16 protein-coding genes are annotated in these 18,642 nt (G+C 40.5%); 12 read left to right on the top strand and 4 right to left on the bottom strand.

Going from position 1 to position 18,642, the window contains the following annotated elements:
- Nucleotides 1-136 precede the first annotated feature (136 nt).
- From pbpC to Q0212_RS07605, 6 genes are all read left to right on the top strand, one after another.
- Entirely contained in the window at nt 137-2,248 is a 2,112-nt protein-coding gene (gene pbpC, locus Q0212_RS07630) for a penicillin-binding protein 1C (RefSeq protein WP_297924172.1), read from the top strand.
- Between the two features lie 191 nt (nt 2,249-2,439).
- Entirely contained in the window at nt 2,440-3,201 is a 762-nt protein-coding gene (pgeF, locus tag Q0212_RS07625) for a peptidoglycan editing factor PgeF (protein WP_297924170.1), read from the top strand.
- Nucleotides 3,201-3,749, top strand: a complete 549-nt coding sequence (locus tag Q0212_RS07620) for a flavodoxin family protein (RefSeq protein ID WP_297924168.1) — start codon at nt 3,201-3,203, stop codon at nt 3,747-3,749. Before pgeF ends, Q0212_RS07620 begins: the two co-directional genes overlap by 1 nt.
- 46 nt (nt 3,750-3,795) lie before the next feature.
- Nucleotides 3,796-4,011: a hypothetical protein gene (locus Q0212_RS07615; protein ID WP_297924166.1), complete on the top strand. Its 216-nt coding sequence runs from the start codon at nt 3,796-3,798 to the stop codon at nt 4,009-4,011.
- Nucleotides 3,998-4,753 carry a nucleotidyl transferase AbiEii/AbiGii toxin family protein gene (locus Q0212_RS07610; RefSeq protein WP_297924164.1) on the top strand — a complete coding sequence of 252 codons (756 nt, stop codon included), beginning with the start codon at nt 3,998-4,000 and terminating at the stop codon, nt 4,751-4,753. Before Q0212_RS07615 ends, Q0212_RS07610 begins: the two co-directional genes overlap by 14 nt.
- The gene (locus tag Q0212_RS07605) at nt 4,750-4,893 is read left to right on the top strand and encodes a hypothetical protein (protein WP_297924162.1); all 144 of its coding nucleotides are present in this window, start codon (nt 4,750-4,752) and stop codon (nt 4,891-4,893) included. The genes Q0212_RS07610 and Q0212_RS07605 overlap by 4 nt, the downstream gene beginning before the upstream one ends.
- Here the strand turns inward: Q0212_RS07605 and Q0212_RS07600 are convergent.
- Complete coding sequence (locus tag Q0212_RS07600) at nt 4,877-5,929, bottom strand: lipid A deacylase LpxR family protein (RefSeq protein ID WP_297924161.1); 1,053 nt, start codon at nt 5,927-5,929, stop codon at nt 4,877-4,879. The genes Q0212_RS07605 and Q0212_RS07600 overlap by 17 nt on opposite strands.
- Nucleotides 5,930-6,256: 327 nt before the next feature.
- Here Q0212_RS07600 and clpB point away from each other — a divergent pair, with 327 nt between their 5' ends.
- Nucleotides 6,257-8,842, top strand: coding sequence for an ATP-dependent chaperone ClpB (gene clpB / locus Q0212_RS07595; protein ID WP_297924159.1), 2,586 nt, complete (start codon nt 6,257-6,259; stop codon nt 8,840-8,842).
- Nucleotides 8,843-8,983: 141 nt separating this feature from the next.
- Here the strand turns inward: clpB and pdxA are convergent, their stop codons facing one another.
- Genes pdxA through Q0212_RS07580 form a run of 3 tightly spaced genes read right to left on the bottom strand, consistent with a single transcriptional unit; the run spans nt 8,984 to nt 13,610 of the window.
- Nucleotides 8,984-9,958 carry a 4-hydroxythreonine-4-phosphate dehydrogenase PdxA gene (pdxA, locus tag Q0212_RS07590; RefSeq protein ID WP_297924157.1) on the bottom strand — a complete coding sequence of 325 codons (975 nt, stop codon included), beginning with the start codon at nt 9,956-9,958 and terminating at the stop codon, nt 8,984-8,986.
- Nucleotides 9,955-11,250, bottom strand: a complete 1,296-nt coding sequence (locus tag Q0212_RS07585) for a peptidylprolyl isomerase (protein ID WP_297924155.1) — start codon at nt 11,248-11,250, stop codon at nt 9,955-9,957. The genes pdxA and Q0212_RS07585 overlap by 4 nt, the downstream gene beginning before the upstream one ends.
- A gap of 17 nt (nt 11,251-11,267) precedes the next feature.
- Entirely contained in the window at nt 11,268-13,610 is a 2,343-nt protein-coding gene (locus Q0212_RS07580; RefSeq protein ID WP_297924154.1) for an LPS assembly protein LptD, read from the bottom strand.
- A 75-nt stretch (nt 13,611-13,685) separates the two neighbouring features.
- Here Q0212_RS07580 and Q0212_RS07575 point away from each other — a divergent pair, with 75 nt between their 5' ends.
- The 5 genes from Q0212_RS07575 to trpE all read left to right on the top strand — a co-directional run bounded on the left by Q0212_RS07575 (nt 13,686) and on the right by trpE (nt 18,586).
- Entirely contained in the window at nt 13,686-14,750 is a 1,065-nt protein-coding gene (locus Q0212_RS07575) for a phosphotransferase (RefSeq protein ID WP_297924152.1), read from the top strand.
- Nucleotides 14,747-15,433: an N-acetylmuramate alpha-1-phosphate uridylyltransferase MurU gene (gene murU / locus Q0212_RS07570; protein ID WP_297924149.1), complete on the top strand. Its 687-nt coding sequence runs from the start codon at nt 14,747-14,749 to the stop codon at nt 15,431-15,433. The genes Q0212_RS07575 and murU overlap by 4 nt, the downstream gene beginning before the upstream one ends.
- Before the next feature lie 10 nt (nt 15,434-15,443).
- Nucleotides 15,444-16,118, top strand: coding sequence for a ribulose-phosphate 3-epimerase (gene rpe / locus Q0212_RS07565; RefSeq protein ID WP_297924148.1), 675 nt, complete (start codon nt 15,444-15,446; stop codon nt 16,116-16,118).
- A gap of 111 nt (nt 16,119-16,229) precedes the next feature.
- A complete protein-coding gene (locus Q0212_RS07560) occupies nt 16,230-16,892 on the top strand; it encodes a phosphoglycolate phosphatase (RefSeq protein ID WP_297924146.1) in 663 nt (220 codons plus the stop codon).
- Between the two features lie 209 nt (nt 16,893-17,101).
- Nucleotides 17,102-18,586 carry an anthranilate synthase component I gene (gene trpE, locus Q0212_RS07555; RefSeq protein ID WP_297924144.1) on the top strand — a complete coding sequence of 495 codons (1,485 nt, stop codon included), beginning with the start codon at nt 17,102-17,104 and terminating at the stop codon, nt 18,584-18,586.
- Nucleotides 18,587-18,642: the final 56 nt, after the last annotated feature.

Genomic DNA, 18,642 nt, shown 5'->3' with positions numbered 1-18,642 from the left:
CTTAAAACATGGTGAGCAATGGGTTGCCCAAAAACAAAAAGTTATTTGGGAGTAAATTTAACGCATTCAATTTAATGTGTTAAAAATATAAACTAAGGGGCAATTATTTTGCCCCTTAGTTTTTTAGGAATATGACATGTTAAGGAGTTTATGGGTTATTGGATTATGGTTGTTGATAGCAATAGCCCAAGCCTCTCAACCGCCAACATTTTCCCAAATCCAACAACAATGGCAATCTTCTTATGGCCGCTTATTAGATCGACATGGCCAAGTATTAGCTTATCAACGTCTTAATAAACAACAACATCGCTTTGAATGGACGCCATTAGAAGAAGTATCACCTGCGTTAATTGATGCTTTGTTATTTGTCGAAGATCGTGATTTTTATCGTCATCATGGTGTCGATTGGGGGGCGGTGAGCCGTTCGGCAGTCAGCTATGTAACAGGGCAAAAAGCGCGTGGTGCAAGCACCTTAACCATGCAATTAACCGCGATGCTTGACCCTAAGTTATCATGGCAAACAGGTGGTCGTAGTCTTAAACGTAAATGGCAACAACTACAAGCCGCGCGTCAGCTCGAAAAAACATGGACAAAAGCACAAATCCTTGAAGCCTATATCAATTTAATGGTGTGGCGTGGCGATTTACAAGGTGTCAGCACTGCTAGTTTGGCCTTGTTTGGCAAATGGCCGCGTGGTTTAAACAAAGAAGAAAGCATTTTATTAGTCAGTTTGTTGGCAGCACCTAATGCCAGTATTCAACGGATTGCCGATCGTGCTTGTGTGTTAATCAATGCTGGTTATCAAGCCGATTGCCAAGAGGTCAAAGAATTAGCTTTTCAACAACTCAGCCAACGGCGTTTACCTATAGAGCAACGTGCTGATAGTTTAAGTTTGGCCGCACGTTTATTAACCCAAGCCAATCAAATTTATCAAACTAGCCTAGATAAAAACTTACAAGACTTTAGTTATCAAGCCTTACGTAGCCAGTTAGCCTCATTAGCTGCACAAAAAGCCAATGCAGGGGCAGTATTGGTACTCAATAATCAAACAGGTGAAGTGTTGGCTTATGTGGCAAATAGTGGTTTGGTTGAAGATAAAGTTTGGGTGGACGGAATTTATGCGCCACGCCAAGCAGGTTCAACACTCAAGCCTTTTTTGTATGGTTTGGCGTTTGAAAATAACTTATTAACGGCTGCTTCTGTGTTAGATGACCAAGCCTTAAATATCAGCACCGAACAAGGTTTATATGTGCCACAAAATTACGAAAAAGACTTTAAAGGCGCAGTGATTGCCCGCCGTGCTTTAGCCAGTTCATTAAATATTCCCGCCGTATTAACACTCAATAAAGTTGGTTTAGAAAATTTTTGGAAGATGCTCAATGAACTTGGTTTTTTGTTGGAGCAACAAGCCGATTATTATGGCAATGCCTTAGCCTTGGGTGGCGCAGATATTAATGTGTGGCAATTAGCCAATGCCTATCGTGCCTTAGCCAATCAAGGACAATTTAGCGAGGCAACTTTAGAATTATCCCCTCCAACCAGTCCAACAAAAACGATTTTATCGCCTCAAGCCAGTTTTATTGTGGCAGATATTCTGAGTGATCGAAATGCACGCAGTTTAACCTTTGGTTATGAAAATCCATTAGCCACGCCATTTTGGTCGGCGGTAAAAACAGGAACCAGTAAAGATATGCGTGATAACTGGTGTGTGGGGTTTTCAAGGCGATTTACGGTGGCGGTGTGGGTGGGCAATATGCAAGGTTTGCCAATGCGTGATGTGTCGGGAATGACAGGTGCAGCACCCGTTTGGCAAATGGTGATGAATTATTTAGAAGCAGGTGCGGGACAATCATTTGCACCACAGCCCCCTAAAGGTGTACATCAACAATCGGTTGAGTTTGAAGGCTTTGCTCAGCCCAATTATCAAGAATGGTTTATTGATGGCACTGAACAGACAAAAGTCAGTTATTGGCCAAATAATGTTCCTGAAATGGTTTATCCTGTTACTAACACGATTATTGCCTTAGACCCTGATATGCCCAAAATTTATCAAAAAGTGTTTTTTAAAGCAAAAACAGGGGGCGAGCAGTTGAGCTTTTGGTTAAACGATCAGCACTTGGCCTCAGCTCAACAAGAGTATGGGTGGCAACCAAAACGTGGTCGTTATCTATTACAACTCAAGAATTTACAAGGTCAAGTACGCGCACAAGTGCGTTTTGAAGTGCGTGGTAAAGAAAATGGTCAATAATTAGAAGATTGGTTTTGTAAGTCTATATTTATTGTCCGACAAAACCGTGATTTTAATTTATAATTCGTGCTAGTTTTGCAAATTAAGTAGTTATTATTTCTGTATGTGATGCTTAAAAAGCCACAATTCTCTTTATCCCAACCTTAAAGTTCTCTAATGAGTAAGTATCTATACTCTAAAGGAATCTTCCTATGAGTTTAAAAGACTCTTTTATTAAGCCAGAATGGCCAGCACCAACCAATGTTTGTGCAGTGGTAACGACACGTATAGGTGGTTGTAGTGACGCTCCCTATGATAGTTTTAATTTGGCCTTTCATGTGGGTGATGAGCCAAGCAAAGTTGTAGAAAATCGTCGTAAGTTATTAATTGCCTTAAATGAAATTGCCCCTTGTGGCCCACCTCAATGGTTGCAACAAGTACATGGAACGGACGTGGTAGATGCATTTAGTGAGCCTAAACGCCGCGCCCAAACTGTACCCGAAGCCGATGCAGTGACTACCACTCAACGTGGTTTGCCTTGTGTGGTGATGACCGCTGATTGTTTGCCAGTATTCTTTTGTGATCAAAGTGGCCATCGTGTTGCCGTCGCTCATGCAGGTTGGCGTGGTTTGTCCAATGGTATTTTAGAAAATACTTTGGCAAAATTTCTTAATCCTGCGGAAGTGATGTGTTGGCTAGGGCCTGCCATTGGTACAACAGCGTTTGAAGTCGGTTCTGATGTGCGAGATGCGTTTTTGCGTGTTGATCCTGCCGCCGAAAGTGCATTTACCGTTAAAGCCAATGGTAAATATTTAGCAGATATTTATGATTTAGCCCGTCAACGTTTAATGAAAGCAGGTATTGGGATGATTAGTGGTGGTAATTTATGTACTGTCACCGATCAAGAAAGATTTTTTTCTTATCGTCGAGAGCAAACAACAGGACGTATGGCCTCAGTTATTTGGTTAGCATAATGGCAAAAAATATTGTTATCGTTTATCACAGTGGTTATGGCCATACCGCCAAATTAGCCGAATATATTGCTTTGGGCATTAGCCAAATTGCCGATGTAGATAGCTATTTGTTATCGGTTGATAATATTGATTGGCAAGTGTTAGCCAATGCCGATGCGATTATTTTTGGTTGTCCAACTTATATGGGCTGTGTTTCAGCTCCCTTTAAAACTTTTATGGATGACACCTCAAAGGTGTGGTTAGAGCAAAGTTGGCAAGGAAAATTAGCCGCAGGTTTCACCAATTCTGGCGGATTAAGTGGCGACAAACTGGCAGTTTTGCAACAAATTCAATTATTTGCTATGCAGCATGGAATGTTGTGGGCAGGAATGCCGTTGATGCCAACGGGTACACAACCTGAAGATTTAAACCGTATGGGCAGTTATATGGGCTTAATGGCGCAATCTGATAGCGCACCTGTTGATGTGACCCCGCCGATTGGTGATTTAAGAACGGCCGAATGGTTTGGTCAGCATATTGCCAAAACTGTGCAGCGAATAATAAATTAGGCTATGATTATCAGAGGCTAGCTACTAAAAAGAGGGATAACACCTCATGTATGAGCAACCGCAACATTTGCCATTCCTGCAAGCTATTGCTTGGCAGCATTCTGCTTTGACTGCGTTAACAGAAGATGAAATCTTGTCTCTTTATGAACGTGGTTGGCATTATCGGGGTGTTTTAGCAGATTTAACAGGTGAAGAGTTGGCGTTTGTGCAAAAGTTAGCAACTGACAAAAAATCATGGATTGTTATTGATGTTTGCCCTTGAATTTCATCAAAAAATCTCACAAGTATTGTTAGCTTTAAACGTAGACTTTTTTCAAAAAGCTTCTGCCTACTTTGGTGGCGGTACCTTACTTGCCTTAGCGTATAACGAATATCGTTGGAGTAAAGATATAGATTTTGTTTGTCCTGTCGGTGAACATTATCGGTATTTACGCAGCAAAATAATGGAAGAAGGTTATCAAGCGATTTTTCAAAGCGTTCAAGGCATACAATTACCTAGAGAAATTAAAGCCGATCAATATGGTATTAGATTTCCTGTGGTGATAGATAACACCTTGATAAAGTTTGAGATTATTGCTGAAGCGCGTATCCATTTAGAATCACCCGTTTATTTAAATTGGTTAAATATCCCTTGTTTGAGTTTTGTTGATCGTTGTTGTGAAAAATTATTGGCTAATGCAGATCGGTGGAATGATACGGCTGTAGAGTCAAGAGATTTAATAGATTTGGCCATGCTAAGGTTAGCATCTCATATTCCACAATTGGCTTTTGATAAAGCGGAAGCAGCGTATGATGTAAAAAAGCCTTTGTTTCGGGCGTTAAATAATTTTCAACAAAAACCAGAATATCGTCAAAAATGTTTTGATGCTTTGCACATCAGTAAAAAAGCATTAATTATTGATGGGATAGATGCGTTAGCTTTAGATTTAGGATTATTAGCTACCCAGCGCACAGAGCAAGAAATGCATTTAGATGAATACGGCTTACCAAGAGACATGACATGATTACGCATTTAACCATTACCGATTTTCAACCACAAGCCACGGATATTATTTGGGATGTACGTGATGCCAAAGCCTATGCCGAAGGCCATTGGCAGCCAGCCCAACATCAAGCGTTAGAGAGTACTAAAAATCACGGTTAATCATCACACTGCCCCAAATTAAATCACGATGACCGTGACCTTGTTTTAGTTCAGCACTTTGATAACGCCAGACCCAACTCAAACGGTAGTGTTCACTCACTTGTTTGGTAACACCTAACCACGATTCGACTAAGACAGGCTCAACATCATTTTGTGGATAAGTAAATTCACTGTCTCTAAATTGACCTTGTAAAAAAGCATTATAAGCACGTACCCGCACTTTTGCGCCTGCCCATAAATATAACTCAGGTTGGCGATAACGATACTGGTCAGGTAAACCAACACTGGGTTGGGCAAAATATTCAGCACGATCTGGGGTAAAACTCCACCATGGGCTGCTAATGCGTCCCCAACGTACCGAAACTGCACTATTACCTTCGGTTAAAAAACCGATGCTGGCTTCACAAGATTGTTTAATCTCCAAGTTAGCTTGTTTGTACCATAAGCGTTGATGGGCATAACTGTATTTAAAAGTCAGCTCACCACCTTTGGCAATTTGATGTTGCCAACCTTGTGGCGGTTCAGAGCCTGTCAGTTGATGAATGCCTTCTTGTAGCAATTGTGCTGCTCTAGTTCCCAAAATCCCTACCGTTAAGGTAGTTTGATTAGCGGTATTGTCATTCAACACCTGTAATTGAGAATTTGCTAAATAGATTAAACTGGCATAAGGACGGTCATCGTTGACAATCTGTGCTTGTTGAATATCTTCTGGTGAGAAAGCAGCCACACCAATTTGTAAACTATGCAAATGCAAACTATCAGGATGTTCAATGCCCAAGCCTTGATTAACGGCACTTAACACACCATTAACTGAAACAGGCCAGTCTTTGACACGTTGACCCGCAAAAGTCATATTTAATCCACCTGTATAATCCCGATCTTGCTTGTGTGGGGTAAACAAATCATTGTCGAGATTAAGCGACCAACCACTATCATTAGGCTCTAGTCCTAGCTGATTGTTATTATTGTTGTCGCTATGGGCAGATGTTGAAACAAGCGCTAAAGATAATGAGGCCGCAGCCAAAATAAGCCGCATAATACACCTCATAAGCATTTTTAACCGAGTAAAATAGTCAAGATTTATTGATATTTTAATCAAAGAATATGTACTATCAAGTACACAAAAAGAAATACACTATTGCATAAAATGAAACAATCAGAGATTTTCATTAAGTAACTATGCGGATAAGTAAGATTTAGTAGAGATAGCCTGTTAAAAATGTATCTAAATGGGCAGCCTTTGTTTGTTTTCAAGTGCTCAAGTTGGTTTATGAAAAAAGAAAAATTTGCGTCTTGAAATACTTTAGCTATACCTCATAACTAAAACATAACCTTAAATTTTATGTGTGAATGAGGAAACATCATGCGTTTTGATCGTTTTACTGCCAAATTACAACAAGCATTAGCTGAGGCTCAATCGTTAGCGGTAGGTAAAGACCATACTACGATTGATGCTGTGCATTTATTATTAGCCTTTATTCAGCAACAAGGTGGCTCGATTAAATCGTTATTAACGCAATCAGGCGTGAATATGGCGAGCTTAGATAAAAAGTTGAATGAATTATTAGAACGTGCGGCGACGGTTAATAAGCCAACAGGTGATGTGCAAATTGGCCAAGAGTTACAGCGTGTGTTTAATTTGGCTGATAAATTAGCTCAACAACGCCAAGACCAATTTATTGCCAGTGAGTTGGTATTGTTGGCGATGATTGAGCAGGGTAGCGACACCGCCAAAGCCTTACAACAAGCAGGCTTAAACAAACAACAACTCCAACAAGCGATTCAACAATTACGCGGAGATAGTCCTGTGACTGATAGTAATGCCGAAGACAATCGTCAAGCTTTAAGCAAATATACCATTGATTTAACCGAACGCGCTGCCAAAGGCAAATTAGACCCTGTCATTGGTCGTGATGACGAAATTCGCCGCACCATTCAAGTGTTGGCACGGCGTACCAAAAACAATCCTGTGTTAATTGGTGAACCCGGTGTGGGTAAAACCGCGATTGTTGAAGGTTTAGCACAACGTATTATTAATGGTGAAGTGCCAGAAGGCTTACGCAATAAAAAAGTGTTGTCTTTAGACATGGGCGCATTGATTGCAGGTGCAAAATTTAGAGGTGAATTTGAAGAACGTCTAAAAGCGGTGCTGAATGACTTGGCCAAACAAGAAGGCAATATTATTTTATTTATTGATGAGTTGCACACGATGGTGGGTGCAGGTAAAGCTGATGGCGCGATGGATGCAGGCAATATGCTCAAGCCTGCTTTAGCGCGTGGTGAGCTGCATTGTGTCGGTGCAACAACTTTAGATGAGTATCGTCAATATGTCGAAAAAGATGCCGCTTTAGAACGTCGTTTCCAAAAAGTATTGGTTGATGAGCCGAGTGTGACCGATACCATTGCCATTTTACGTGGCCTAAAAGAGCGTTATGAGTTGCATCATGGTGTGGATATTACTGACCCTGCGATTATTGCCGCAGCAAAAATGTCACATCGTTATATCACTGATCGTAAGTTACCAGATAAAGCCATTGATTTAATTGATGAAGCGGCTTCACGGATTCGGATGGAAATGGACTCCAAACCCGAAGTGATGGATAAACTCGACCGCCGTATTATTCAATTAAAAATGGAGCGTGAAGCCTTAAAACAAGAGGAAGATAAAGCCTCAAAAGTGCAGTTAGAGTTAGTTGAAGGCCAAATTCAAAAGCTAGAGCGAGAATATGCCGACCTTAACGAAATTTGGCAGGCGGAAAAAGCCAGTGTTAAAGGCTCACAAAACATTAAAGAAGAATTGGAAAAAGCCAAGTTTGCCTTTGAGCAAGCTCAACGTAAAGGCGACACCAATGAAATGGCACGCCTTAAATATGGGGTGATTCCTGATTTGGAAAAGCAACTTAATCAAGCCGATGATGCCGAGCAAAGCACACATCAACTATTGAGAAATAAAGTCACTGATGTAGAAATTGCCGAAGTCGTTTCCAAAGCAACAGGCATTCCTGTGGCTAAAATGATGGAAGGTGACCGCGAAAAATTATTGCGTATGGAAGAAGCTTTACATCAGCGCGTTGTTGGCCAACATGAAGCCGTCGAAGCGGTATCTAATGCGGTACGTCGTGCGCGTGCGGGCTTGTCTGACCCCAATCGCCCTAGTGGTTCTTTCTTATTTTTAGGGCCAACTGGTGTCGGTAAAACTGAGTTATGTAAGGCATTAGCGAATTTCTTGTTTGATACTGATGATGCGATGATTCGGATTGATATGTCTGAGTTTATGGAAAAACACAGTGTGTCACGCTTAATTGGTGCGCCACCAGGTTATGTCGGTTATGAAGAGGGCGGTTATTTAACCGAAGCGGTGCGTCGCAAGCCATATTCCGTGGTGTTGTTGGATGAAGTGGAAAAAGCCCATCCCGATGTCTTTAATATTTTATTGCAAGTGTTAGAAGATGGGCGTTTAACCGATGGTCAAGGTCGTACGGTAGATTTCAAAAATACCGTGATTATTATGACCTCTAACTTAGGCTCAGAAGTGATTCGCCATTTAAGTGAAGACAAACAATATGACCAAATTAAATTAGCGGTATTGGAGGTCGTTGGCAAACATTTCCGCCCTGAATTTATTAATCGTATTGATGAGATGGTGGTATTTCATCCTTTGCAGGAAAGTCAAATTCGTGGTATTGCTGAAATTCAATTAGATAGATTACGTTCACGTTTAGCCGAACGTGACTTAAAAATTGAACTGAGTGAAGCGGCGATGGAGCAAATGGTGGTTGCAGGTTATGACCCTGTGTATGGCGCACGTCCGTTAAAACGTGCTATTCAAACAGGTTTAGAAAACCCCTTAGCCCAACGTTTGTTAGCAGGCGAGTTTGTGTCTGGTGATACCATTTTGGTAGATGTTGAACATAGCCAATTAGTGTTTCATAAACAGCGTTTACATTAAATAGTTATGGGTAGAGGGCTAAAATTAGACCTCACCCTAGCTCTCTCCTAATAGGAAATCTGTCAAGTTTATAAAAAGACGGCTAACACTAACGATATATCTTGTTTAAAAAGATATATCTTGGTGTGGTTAGTTTAGGAATTAATCATAAGCCATTTCAGCGGCCATTTTTAAGGCGGCTAATAAACTACCTACCTTGGCTTGGCCTGTTCCAGCTAAGTTTAAGGCTGTGCCATGATCAACAGAGGTACGAATAATAGGTAAACCTAAAGTGATATTCACTGCTTCGCCAAAGCCTTTCGTTTTTAGCACAGGTAAACCTTGGTCATGATACATGGCCAAAACTGCATCACATTGGGCTAAGTTTTCGGAGGTAAATAAGGTATCAGCAGGTAAAGCATCCGAGACATTAAAACCTTCAGCGCGTAATTCTGCTAAGGTTGGATTAATGATGTCAATTTCTTCACGCCCTAAATAGCCATTTTCACCCGCATGAGGATTTAAACCAGTGACTAATAAACGTGGGGATTCAATGCCAAAATGACGCTGTAGGTCTTGATGAGTAATACGAATGACTTGTTTGAGAAGTTCAGAGGTAATAGCATCAGGTACTTGGCGCAAGGGTAGGTGAGTGGTGGCCAAGGCAACTTTTAAATCAGGACAGGCCAACATCATTACCACTTTATCCACGCCACAGAGTTCTTGTAAAAACTCAGTATGGCCGCTAAAAGCAATACCTGCTTCGTTAATCACCGATTTTTGTACAGGTGCAGTGACCATGCCAGCAGCAACACCATCTAAACAGGCATTAGCGGCGCGTTCTAACATTTCTAACACATAATCACTGTTTGTAGGATTAAGCTTGCCCGTAATAACACGGTCTCTTAATGGGATTGGCCAGACTTTCAGGCAACCTTTGGCAGGAGCTGTCCATTCATCACCAAATTCATAATAGTCAATATCTAGTTCAACGCCTAATTTGAGTGCGCGTTGCATGAGTAACGTAGGGTCAGCTAAAACAACAAAAGGAGTGTTTAAATCTAGCTGTGCTAATTCAATACATAAATCAACACCAATACCAGCAGGCTCACCTGATGTGACTAATAATGGTTTCATGGTGTATTGCTCTCGCTTTGACCTTTGATTTGCACAAAAGCTTCGGAACGTAATTCACGTAGCCATGCACTTTTTTCTTCTTCAAATTGACGTGAATATAAGGCTTGGCGAGCTAAATTACGTTTATATTGATTGCTAAAGTCTTGGTCACGTTCATCTAAAACTTGCAAAATATGCCAGCCAAATTGACTTTCGAATACAGGGCTAATGTCCTTAATGGCGGTTTTGAACATCATTTCTTCAAAGCTGGGCACCATTTCTCCTGTCCCTACCCAATTCAAATCTCCACCACTCCGTGCAGAGACTGCATCTTCGGAGTAGGTTTTAGCCAGTTCGGCAAAATCAGCACCTTTTACCAAACGTTCGCGTAAATCATCTGCTTTTTGTTTAGCATCTTCTAGACTCAAAATTTCTGAAGGCTTAATCAGAATATGACGCACATGTCGCTGTTTAACGACCATTTGTTGTGCGCCACGTTTATCAATTACGGTGACAATGTGATAACCAGCAGGGCTTTGGATGATGTCTGAAAATTGGCTACGTTGTAGTTTGTCAGCAACATCTGTAAACAAAGAGGGAAGTTGTGCGCTTTTACGCCAGCCTAAATCACCACCTTGTAGAGCATCATCGGCATTAGAATATTCGGTGACAACGGTAAAAAAGGGCTTGCCTGTTTGGAGTTCTTTTAATGCTTTTTCGGCTTTGTTTTTGGCTTCTACCCATTGTTTAGGTGAGGCTTCGCTTGCCACATTGATGGTTAAATGTGCCAAACGGTATTCAGTTTCGAGAGCAATCGCACTTTGTGGAGAGGCCAAAAAATTATCAATATCTTGCTCAGTAATACGCACTCTATCGCCAACACGTTTGTTGCGTAGACGACTAATCATCATTTCTTGACGAATTTGTTCTCGTACCTCTTGATAAGTTCCCGCTTTTTCGCTTTCTAATTTGGTACGAAAATCCGCTAAAGACAAACCACTTTGAGCAGCAACATCATTTAAGTAAGCGTTTAGACTGTTGTCATCAATTCTTACCCCTGCGCGTTCAGCTTGAGACAATTGAATTCTTTGTATGATTAATTGTTCAAGTACTTGTTTTTTTAATACATCTTCAGGTGGCAAACCTTGTTGACGATTACGATATTGAAAACGAATATCTGTTAAACGTTGCTCGAGTTCACTGTTTAAAACCACATCTTCATCAACAACCGCAGCAATGGTATCGAGCGGAGTAGAAGCAGCATAACTAAATAAAGGGCTTAATAATAAAGGAAGTAATAAAAAGTGACGCATAAATAATCAATGTCTCGTTAATTTCTTTTGAGTGGGTTTTGTTGCTCTAACAATTGGCTATAACCAAATACACGGTTTTTTAATAAATCGCGCGCACCGCTAGATAAACCTGCTAAACCTTTTAAACTGAGTTCAATAAAAAAAGCATTACGTTGACGATCAGCAGAGCTATTATTGTCAACATCGGCTAAAAATTGACGACGGTATAAAGAAACTTGCCAACAGCACGCTTCATAACTTGCGCCAATTAAGGCTTCAGGTGTTTCTTTATTTAATAAGTCATATTGCCATAAGCCCATCAATTGCCAACGTTCATTGAGCGGTTGCACAAAGGATAGATTGGTTTGACGCAGCTCTTTTTGATTAAGAGCTTGGACTTCTCGCCTAAAACTATAACCAACATTAAATAAGCGCGTGTAGTTATTCGGTAAATAATGTAATTGCACACCAAATTGAGATAAATCACCATCCGCAGTCCACAAACCATCAGCCGTGCTTGTCCATTCCTCATTAAAGTTTGCGGCTAATTCACCCACTAAACCCGATGAAGAGGCTGTTGCTGTTGGATCTGTGGCATTGAGTTGTACTTTGCGATCACGAAAGTAAAATACTTCACCTAAAGAGGCTCGAAATCGCTCAATACCTGTATCGGTGTTGCTCCAACGGGAGCTGATACCGACAGACAGTTGATTAGCATCTTCTAAACGATCACCACCCGAAAACCGTCGTGAACGAAATAGTTGGGCATAACTAAAGGTGGTGGTGGCGGTATCAAAATTAGGCAATGTTGTTTGATTATGATAAGGGGAAAAGCTATACAAAAAGTGCGGTTCTAAGGTTTGCAAAAAGTTCTTATTTTCACGCTCAAAAATCACATGACTTTCTAAATTAAACGTTGCCGCATTAATACTGGTTAAGGTGTCGATTTGATCTTCTAAACGATAAGCTAATTGGCGTAAGCCAATGCTGGGTTTAACAAAGCCCCATGCTTGACGATATTCATAACTAAATTCAGGTTCAAATCGCCAACGAAAACCATTGAGTTCTTTGCCACTGCCATCGTCAATATTACGTTGAAAATGCGTCAACTCGCTAATTAAGGTGCTGCTAATGGGAGTAGGGTTAGGAATGGTTGCGGTTAAATATAGCTGGGGCAAACGAGCATAGGGTTTGTCTTTATCTAATAAGGCAGAGTCAATGGTTTGATAACCTTGTACACGCACTAAGCCTGACCAATTATTGCCCCAATAATTAAATTCAGCACTACGCTCTTGGTGAGTGGTATTACTTTGGGTTAAATCTGTGCCTAAATCAGTAAAATAATTACTGTCAGAGACATAGTTAACATTACTACTTAATTGCCAATTATTGGGTTTGTAACGATGTTGCCACGCAAGACGTTTACGGTCTTGATGACTGTATAATTTATCGCTAGGCAAATAAGCACCATTAATAATGCCTTCACCCCAATTATAAGTTAAATAACGAAATTCATTTTCGGCCATTACTCCACGTTTAGATAACAAACGCGGAGTAAACGTTGCATCATAATTAGGAGCAATATTCCAATAAATGGGTTGAGCAAAATCTAAGCCACCATCATTCGTAGAGCCAAAGTGTGGAATGAGTAAGCCACTCATGCGCCGATTATCAATCGGGAATTTAAAATAGGGTAAATAGGCTATTGGCACATCTTGAATGTAAAGTGTCGCATTTTTAATCGTACCAAGCCCTTCATTTTGATCTAAGCGTAAATCACGTGCCGAAAAATACCAAACACGATTATCTGGTTCACAGGTAGAGTATTCACCTGTTGCAATAGTGACAACGCCATCATCATTTCGTTGAATTTGTTTAGCTTTACCATGTGCATTTAAAAAAGTGGAAACAAATTCACTTTGTTCAATATAGGCCTGTTTACTGGTGATATCAATTTGGGCTTTTTCGCCAGTCATCACCAAGCCAGCTTCGGCAATTAAAATATTACCATTAAATTGACCAGTATTTTGGTCTTTAGATAGCTCAGCATCATCCGCCAAAATAAAACGATTTTTTTGGCTAATTTTGACATCACCATTAAGATGTGATGCACCTTCGGGATTGTAATAAACCCAAGCGGCTAAGGCTTCAACAGGTTCATCGGCAAAATTGGGTTTGCTATATTGTTTGTTTTTAGGTGCAGGAATAGGGGTTAACCATGCCCCATGACACGCTTTATTGATTTCTGGACGTTCTTCTTTGGGTAATTCTGCAATAAAATCACGTGTCGCCCAACCCAGTCGGCGATAATTAATACTGTCATCTGCCCAATTTAAGGCAGGTAATAAGCAAAAAAAAGCAAATAAATGGCGTGCAGACATCAGTGACAACTTGGGTAAATAACAAAGCTGCGCGATAATAAAAAAATTTTTCTCTTTCAGCTACGAGTTTTTGTAATGGAACATTGCAACACGAACGATTCTCGACAAAAAAACCTTTATCAATGGGCAAGTTTGTATTTACAACAGCACACCTCACATCAAGCACAAAGTATTTCCATGGTCTCGGGTGATGCCAGTTTTCGCCGTTATTTTCGTATTCATCATGCTCAGGGCACTTATATTGCCGTTGATGCACCGCCACAAACCGAAAACTCACGTGCATTTGTGGCTATAGCTCAAGCATTATTTCAACAAGGGGTCTCTGTACCAGAAGTGATTGCTTACGATTTTGAGCAGGGCTTTATGTTGTTAAGTGATTTGGGCGATACGCTATTAAGACCGTGTTTAACCGAACAAACCGTTGATGGTTTATATCAACAAGCGATGCGTGAAATTTTAGTCATGCAGCAAAGTCCATCACCTGAAAACTATCCCATTCCACCTTACGATCAAACGCGCTTATTGTTTGAAATGAGTTTGTTTAAAGATTGGTTTGTGGCGCAATACTTGGCCTTGTCATTAACGCCTGAAGAAATCAAAGTGATAGATGATACCTGTCAACAAGTTGCCACCGCCATTGCTGAACAACCGACAGTGTTTGTACACCGTGATTATCACTCACGTAATTTAATGTTATTGGCTAATGGCAAACTGGGTGTGATTGACTTTCAAGATGCGTTAATGGGAGCAATTACTTACGACTTAGTCTCTTTATTGCGTGATGCTTATGTAGAATGGCCAAATCAGCAAGTTGTCGCGTGGGTTGAAGATTTTAGACAATTATTAGTTGCACAAGGGCGATTAAACAATATTAATCAACAACAATTTTTAACATGGTTTGATTGGATGGGCGCACAACGCCATCTTAAAGTTTTGGGTATTTTTGCGCGTTTGAGTATTCGTGATGGCAAACATGGTTATTTAAACGATATGCCTTTGGTGTTTAAATATTTATTAAATGAAATCAAAGACTACCCTGAATTTAATGCTTTAAACCAGTTATTAATTAGCAAAATCCTGCCCAGTTATTTAGCCAAAAATCCACAAGCAGCAGCAATGTTAGGGGAATTTGTACAATGAAAGCGATGATTTTAGCTGCTGGTTTAGGCAATCGTATGCGCCCCTTAACCTTAACAACACCAAAGCCTCTATTAGCTGTGGGAGGTAAACCCTTAATTGTTTGGCATATTGATGCCTTAAAAGCGGTAGGTATTACCGAATTAGTGATTAATACCGCATGGTTGGGGCATAAGCTGCACGAAGCTTTAGGCGATGGTTCGGCGTATGGTGTAAATATTCAGTGGTCAGATGAGCCAGAGCCTTTAGAAACCGCAGGTGGCATTCAGCAAGCATTACCCTTATTGGGCAATGAGCCATTTTTGCTAATTAATGGCGATATTTGGTTACGTTACGATTTTAAACGTTTAATCAATAAAGATTTAGGCCAACAGTTGGCGCATTTGGTGTTAGTCAATAATCCCCCACAACATCCCAAAGGTGATTTTGCATTTTGCAAAGATCAATCAAATAACTTAGTTTTGCCTGAAGGTGAAGAAAAATATACTTTTGCAGGGGTCAGTGTATTATCCCCGCAATTATTTGCCGATTTGCCCGCAGGTAAAGCCCCATTAGCCCCTTTGTTACGTCAGGCCATTGCTCAAGGTTTAGTCTCCGCAGAGCATCATGCAGGGGCATGGGTGGATGTGGGGACACCCGAACGTTTAGCGGATTTAGATCAATTAATTCTTTCTCAACATATTTAGCGAGTTTCACATGAAAGATTTCGTCATTGCTCCTTCGATTTTATCTGCTGATTTTGCCCGATTAGGCGCAGAAGTAGATGCCGTTTTAGCTGCAGGAGCAGACTGGGTACATTTTGATGTGATGGATAACCATTATGTTCCCAACCTCACTGTTGGGCCAATGGTCTGTAAAGCTTTACGCAAATATGGCGTCACAGCACCGATTGATGTGCATTTAATGGTCAGTCCTGTCGATAGAATTATTGGTGATTTTATTGAGGCAGGAGCAAGTTATATTACCTTCCATCCAGAAGCTTCTGATCATATTGATCGCTCTTTACAGTTAATTAAAAGCGGTGGTTGTAAGGCGGGTTTAGTATTTAATCCTGCAACGCCCTTGCATTATTTGGATTATGTGTTAGATAAAGTAGATATGGTGTTGTTAATGAGTGTCAACCCTGGTTTTGGCGGACAACAATTTATTGCCAAAACCATTGATAAAATTGCGCAAGCTCGACAAATTATTGATAACAGTGGTTTTGATATTCGTTTAGAAGTGGATGGTGGCGTCACGACCAAAAATATCCGCCAAATTGCCCAAGCAGGAGCAGACAGCTTTGTGGCAGGTTCGGCAATTTTTGGTGCAGAAAGTTATCAGCAAGCAATCAACACCATGCGTCAGGAGTTAGCTTTAGTGACTCGTTGACGCAAAAGGAAGGGGATTAAGCAACTACTCAAAAGAGGCTTAATCCCTAAAAGATATAGATGAATTTCTATATCTTCAGTGTGTTACATAATAATTAGCAAGGAATCATTTATGCAATTTAAAAAAATTGGCTTTACTCCCAAATTAGTGATTTTTGATTTAGATGGAACACTGGTTGATTCAGCCAGTGATATTCAACATGCTTTAAATAACGCGCTTTCGGAGTTAGGTTTAGAATCAGTGACTGAATATGATGTGCGTCGTTGGGTGGGACGCGGTGCATCACGTTTAGTCTCTTGTGTGTTAGAAGCTAAACATTATCGCAAAGAGTTGCACGATGATCTTTTGGCAGTGTTTATGCGTCATTATCAAGCAGAAGTATGTTTAAACAGTCAAGTGTATGAAGGTGTCGCTGAATTTATTGCAGCCTGTCAAAAGGAAAATATTAAATTAGCGTGTGTGACCAATAAACCCTACGCCCCTGCAAAAGATTTATTAGCGGCGTTAAATATTTTACAACCTTTTCAATTATTAGTCGGTGGCGATACCTTACCGCATAAAAAGCCACATCCTGAGCCATTTTTACATTGTTTACGTTATTTTGAAGTTTCAGCAAAAGATACCTTAGTGTTAGGTGATTCACGTAATGACGTTGAAGCTGCTTTAGCAGCGCATATTCCCTGTGTCGCGGTAAGCTATGGTTATAATCATGGTGAACCGATTGAAGCCTGTAAACCTGAATGGATCGTGGATTCATTGGTTGAGTTACTGTAATTCATGATCATGTGGCTACTAATATTTAGTAGCCATAACAACACATAATAGTTGATTATGCTCAGCACATAATTTAATGTTATTATTTCTTATGTCATTTTTTCTGTAGATTGGTTTAGCAACATGTTTTTACCCCTAAGTTGGCGATGGCGTATATAGCCTTAAATGCAAAATATTATCTAAATTAGCCAAAATATTAGGGTGTTTTTATGTTATCTCTTGAGCAATTCTCTGCCTTTGCCACGCAAGGCTATAATCGTATTCCTTTAGCATTACAACTTTTAGCCGATTTTGATACCCCATTATCGGTCTATGCCAAATTGGCCAATCAGCCATATACCTATTTATTTGAGTCTGTACATGGTGGTGAAAGATGGGGGCGTTATTCCATGATTGGTTTAGCGGCACAAAAACGTCTTGAGGTTCGTGGTCATACTGTACAACTCTATCAACAGCAACAATTGATAGATGAACAAACTTTAGATGATCCTTTAGCCTTCATCGAACAATATCAGCAACAATTTAAAGTGCCTGTTGTTGAAGGCTTGCCACGTTTTACAGGTGGTTTGGTGGGCTATTTTGCTTACGATACTGTCCGTTTGTTTGAAAAGAAACTTGCTAAAATTCAAAAGCCAGACCCGTTGAATGTGCCTGATATTCAGTTGATGTTGTCAGAAGAAGTGGTAGTTTTTGATAACCTAAAAGAAAGTGTCTTTATTATTGTTCATGTTGACCCACAACAACCCGATGCTTATCAACAAGGTGTACAACGTTTACAACAACTTGCTTTGCAGCTGCAACAAAATAATGTTTGTTTGCCAACATATGTAGAAACATCAACCCCCATCAGTGAGGCGGATTTTGTTTCTAGTTTTGGTCAAGATGCATTTAAAGCAGGCGTTGAGCGCGTTAAGGAATACATTTTGGCGGGTGATGTGATGCAAGTTGTGCCATCACAACGCATGACCGTCGCCTTTAAGCATTCGCCATTAGCCTTATATCGTGCTTTGCGTCATCTTAATCCCTCACCTTATATGTATTTTGTCAATTGTGGTGATAGCCATATTGTCGGTTCTAGCCCTGAAATCTTGGCACGTGTACAAGAGGGCAAAGTCACAGTACGACCAATTGCAGGCACTCGTCCACGTGGTAAAACACCTGAGCTCGATAATGCCTTGGCTCAAGAGTTGTTATCTGATCCTAAAGAAATTGCTGAACATTTGATGTTGATTGATTTAGGACGTAATGATGCAGGTCGAGTCAGTGAAGTGGGTAAAGTCCAAGTCACAGAGCAAATGGTCATTGAGCGTTATTCTCATGTCATGCACATTGTTTCCAATGTTGAAGGTGTACTCAAACCTAATGTCAGTGCGATTGAGGTATTAAAAGCCGCTTTACCTGCAGGAACTTTGTCAGGAGCACCTAAAGTACGTGCCATGGAAATTATTGATGAGCTAGAGCCAATTAAGCGCGGTATTTATGGCGGGGCAGTGGGCTATCTTGGCTGGAATGGAGAAATGGATACTGCCATTGCCATTCGTACGGCTGTACTAAAAGATGGTGTGATGCATGCGCAGGCTGGGGCAGGGGTAGTAGCGGATTCTATTCCTGAGTCAGAATGGCAAGAAACTTTAAATAAGCTTCGTGCCTTATTTAAAGCAGCAGAATTAGCCAGTAAAGGGCTAAAAGCGTAATCTTGTCCAAAAAACACGCGATATGATTAAAAAAAGCTGCATTCGATACAAAAAGA

The organism is uncultured Agitococcus sp. (assembly GCF_937920075.1).
Classification (GTDB): Bacteria; Pseudomonadota; Gammaproteobacteria; order Pseudomonadales; family Moraxellaceae; genus Agitococcus.
The sequence above is the reverse complement of the archived record's forward strand: the minus strand, read 5'-3'. Positions and strand labels throughout refer to the sequence as shown.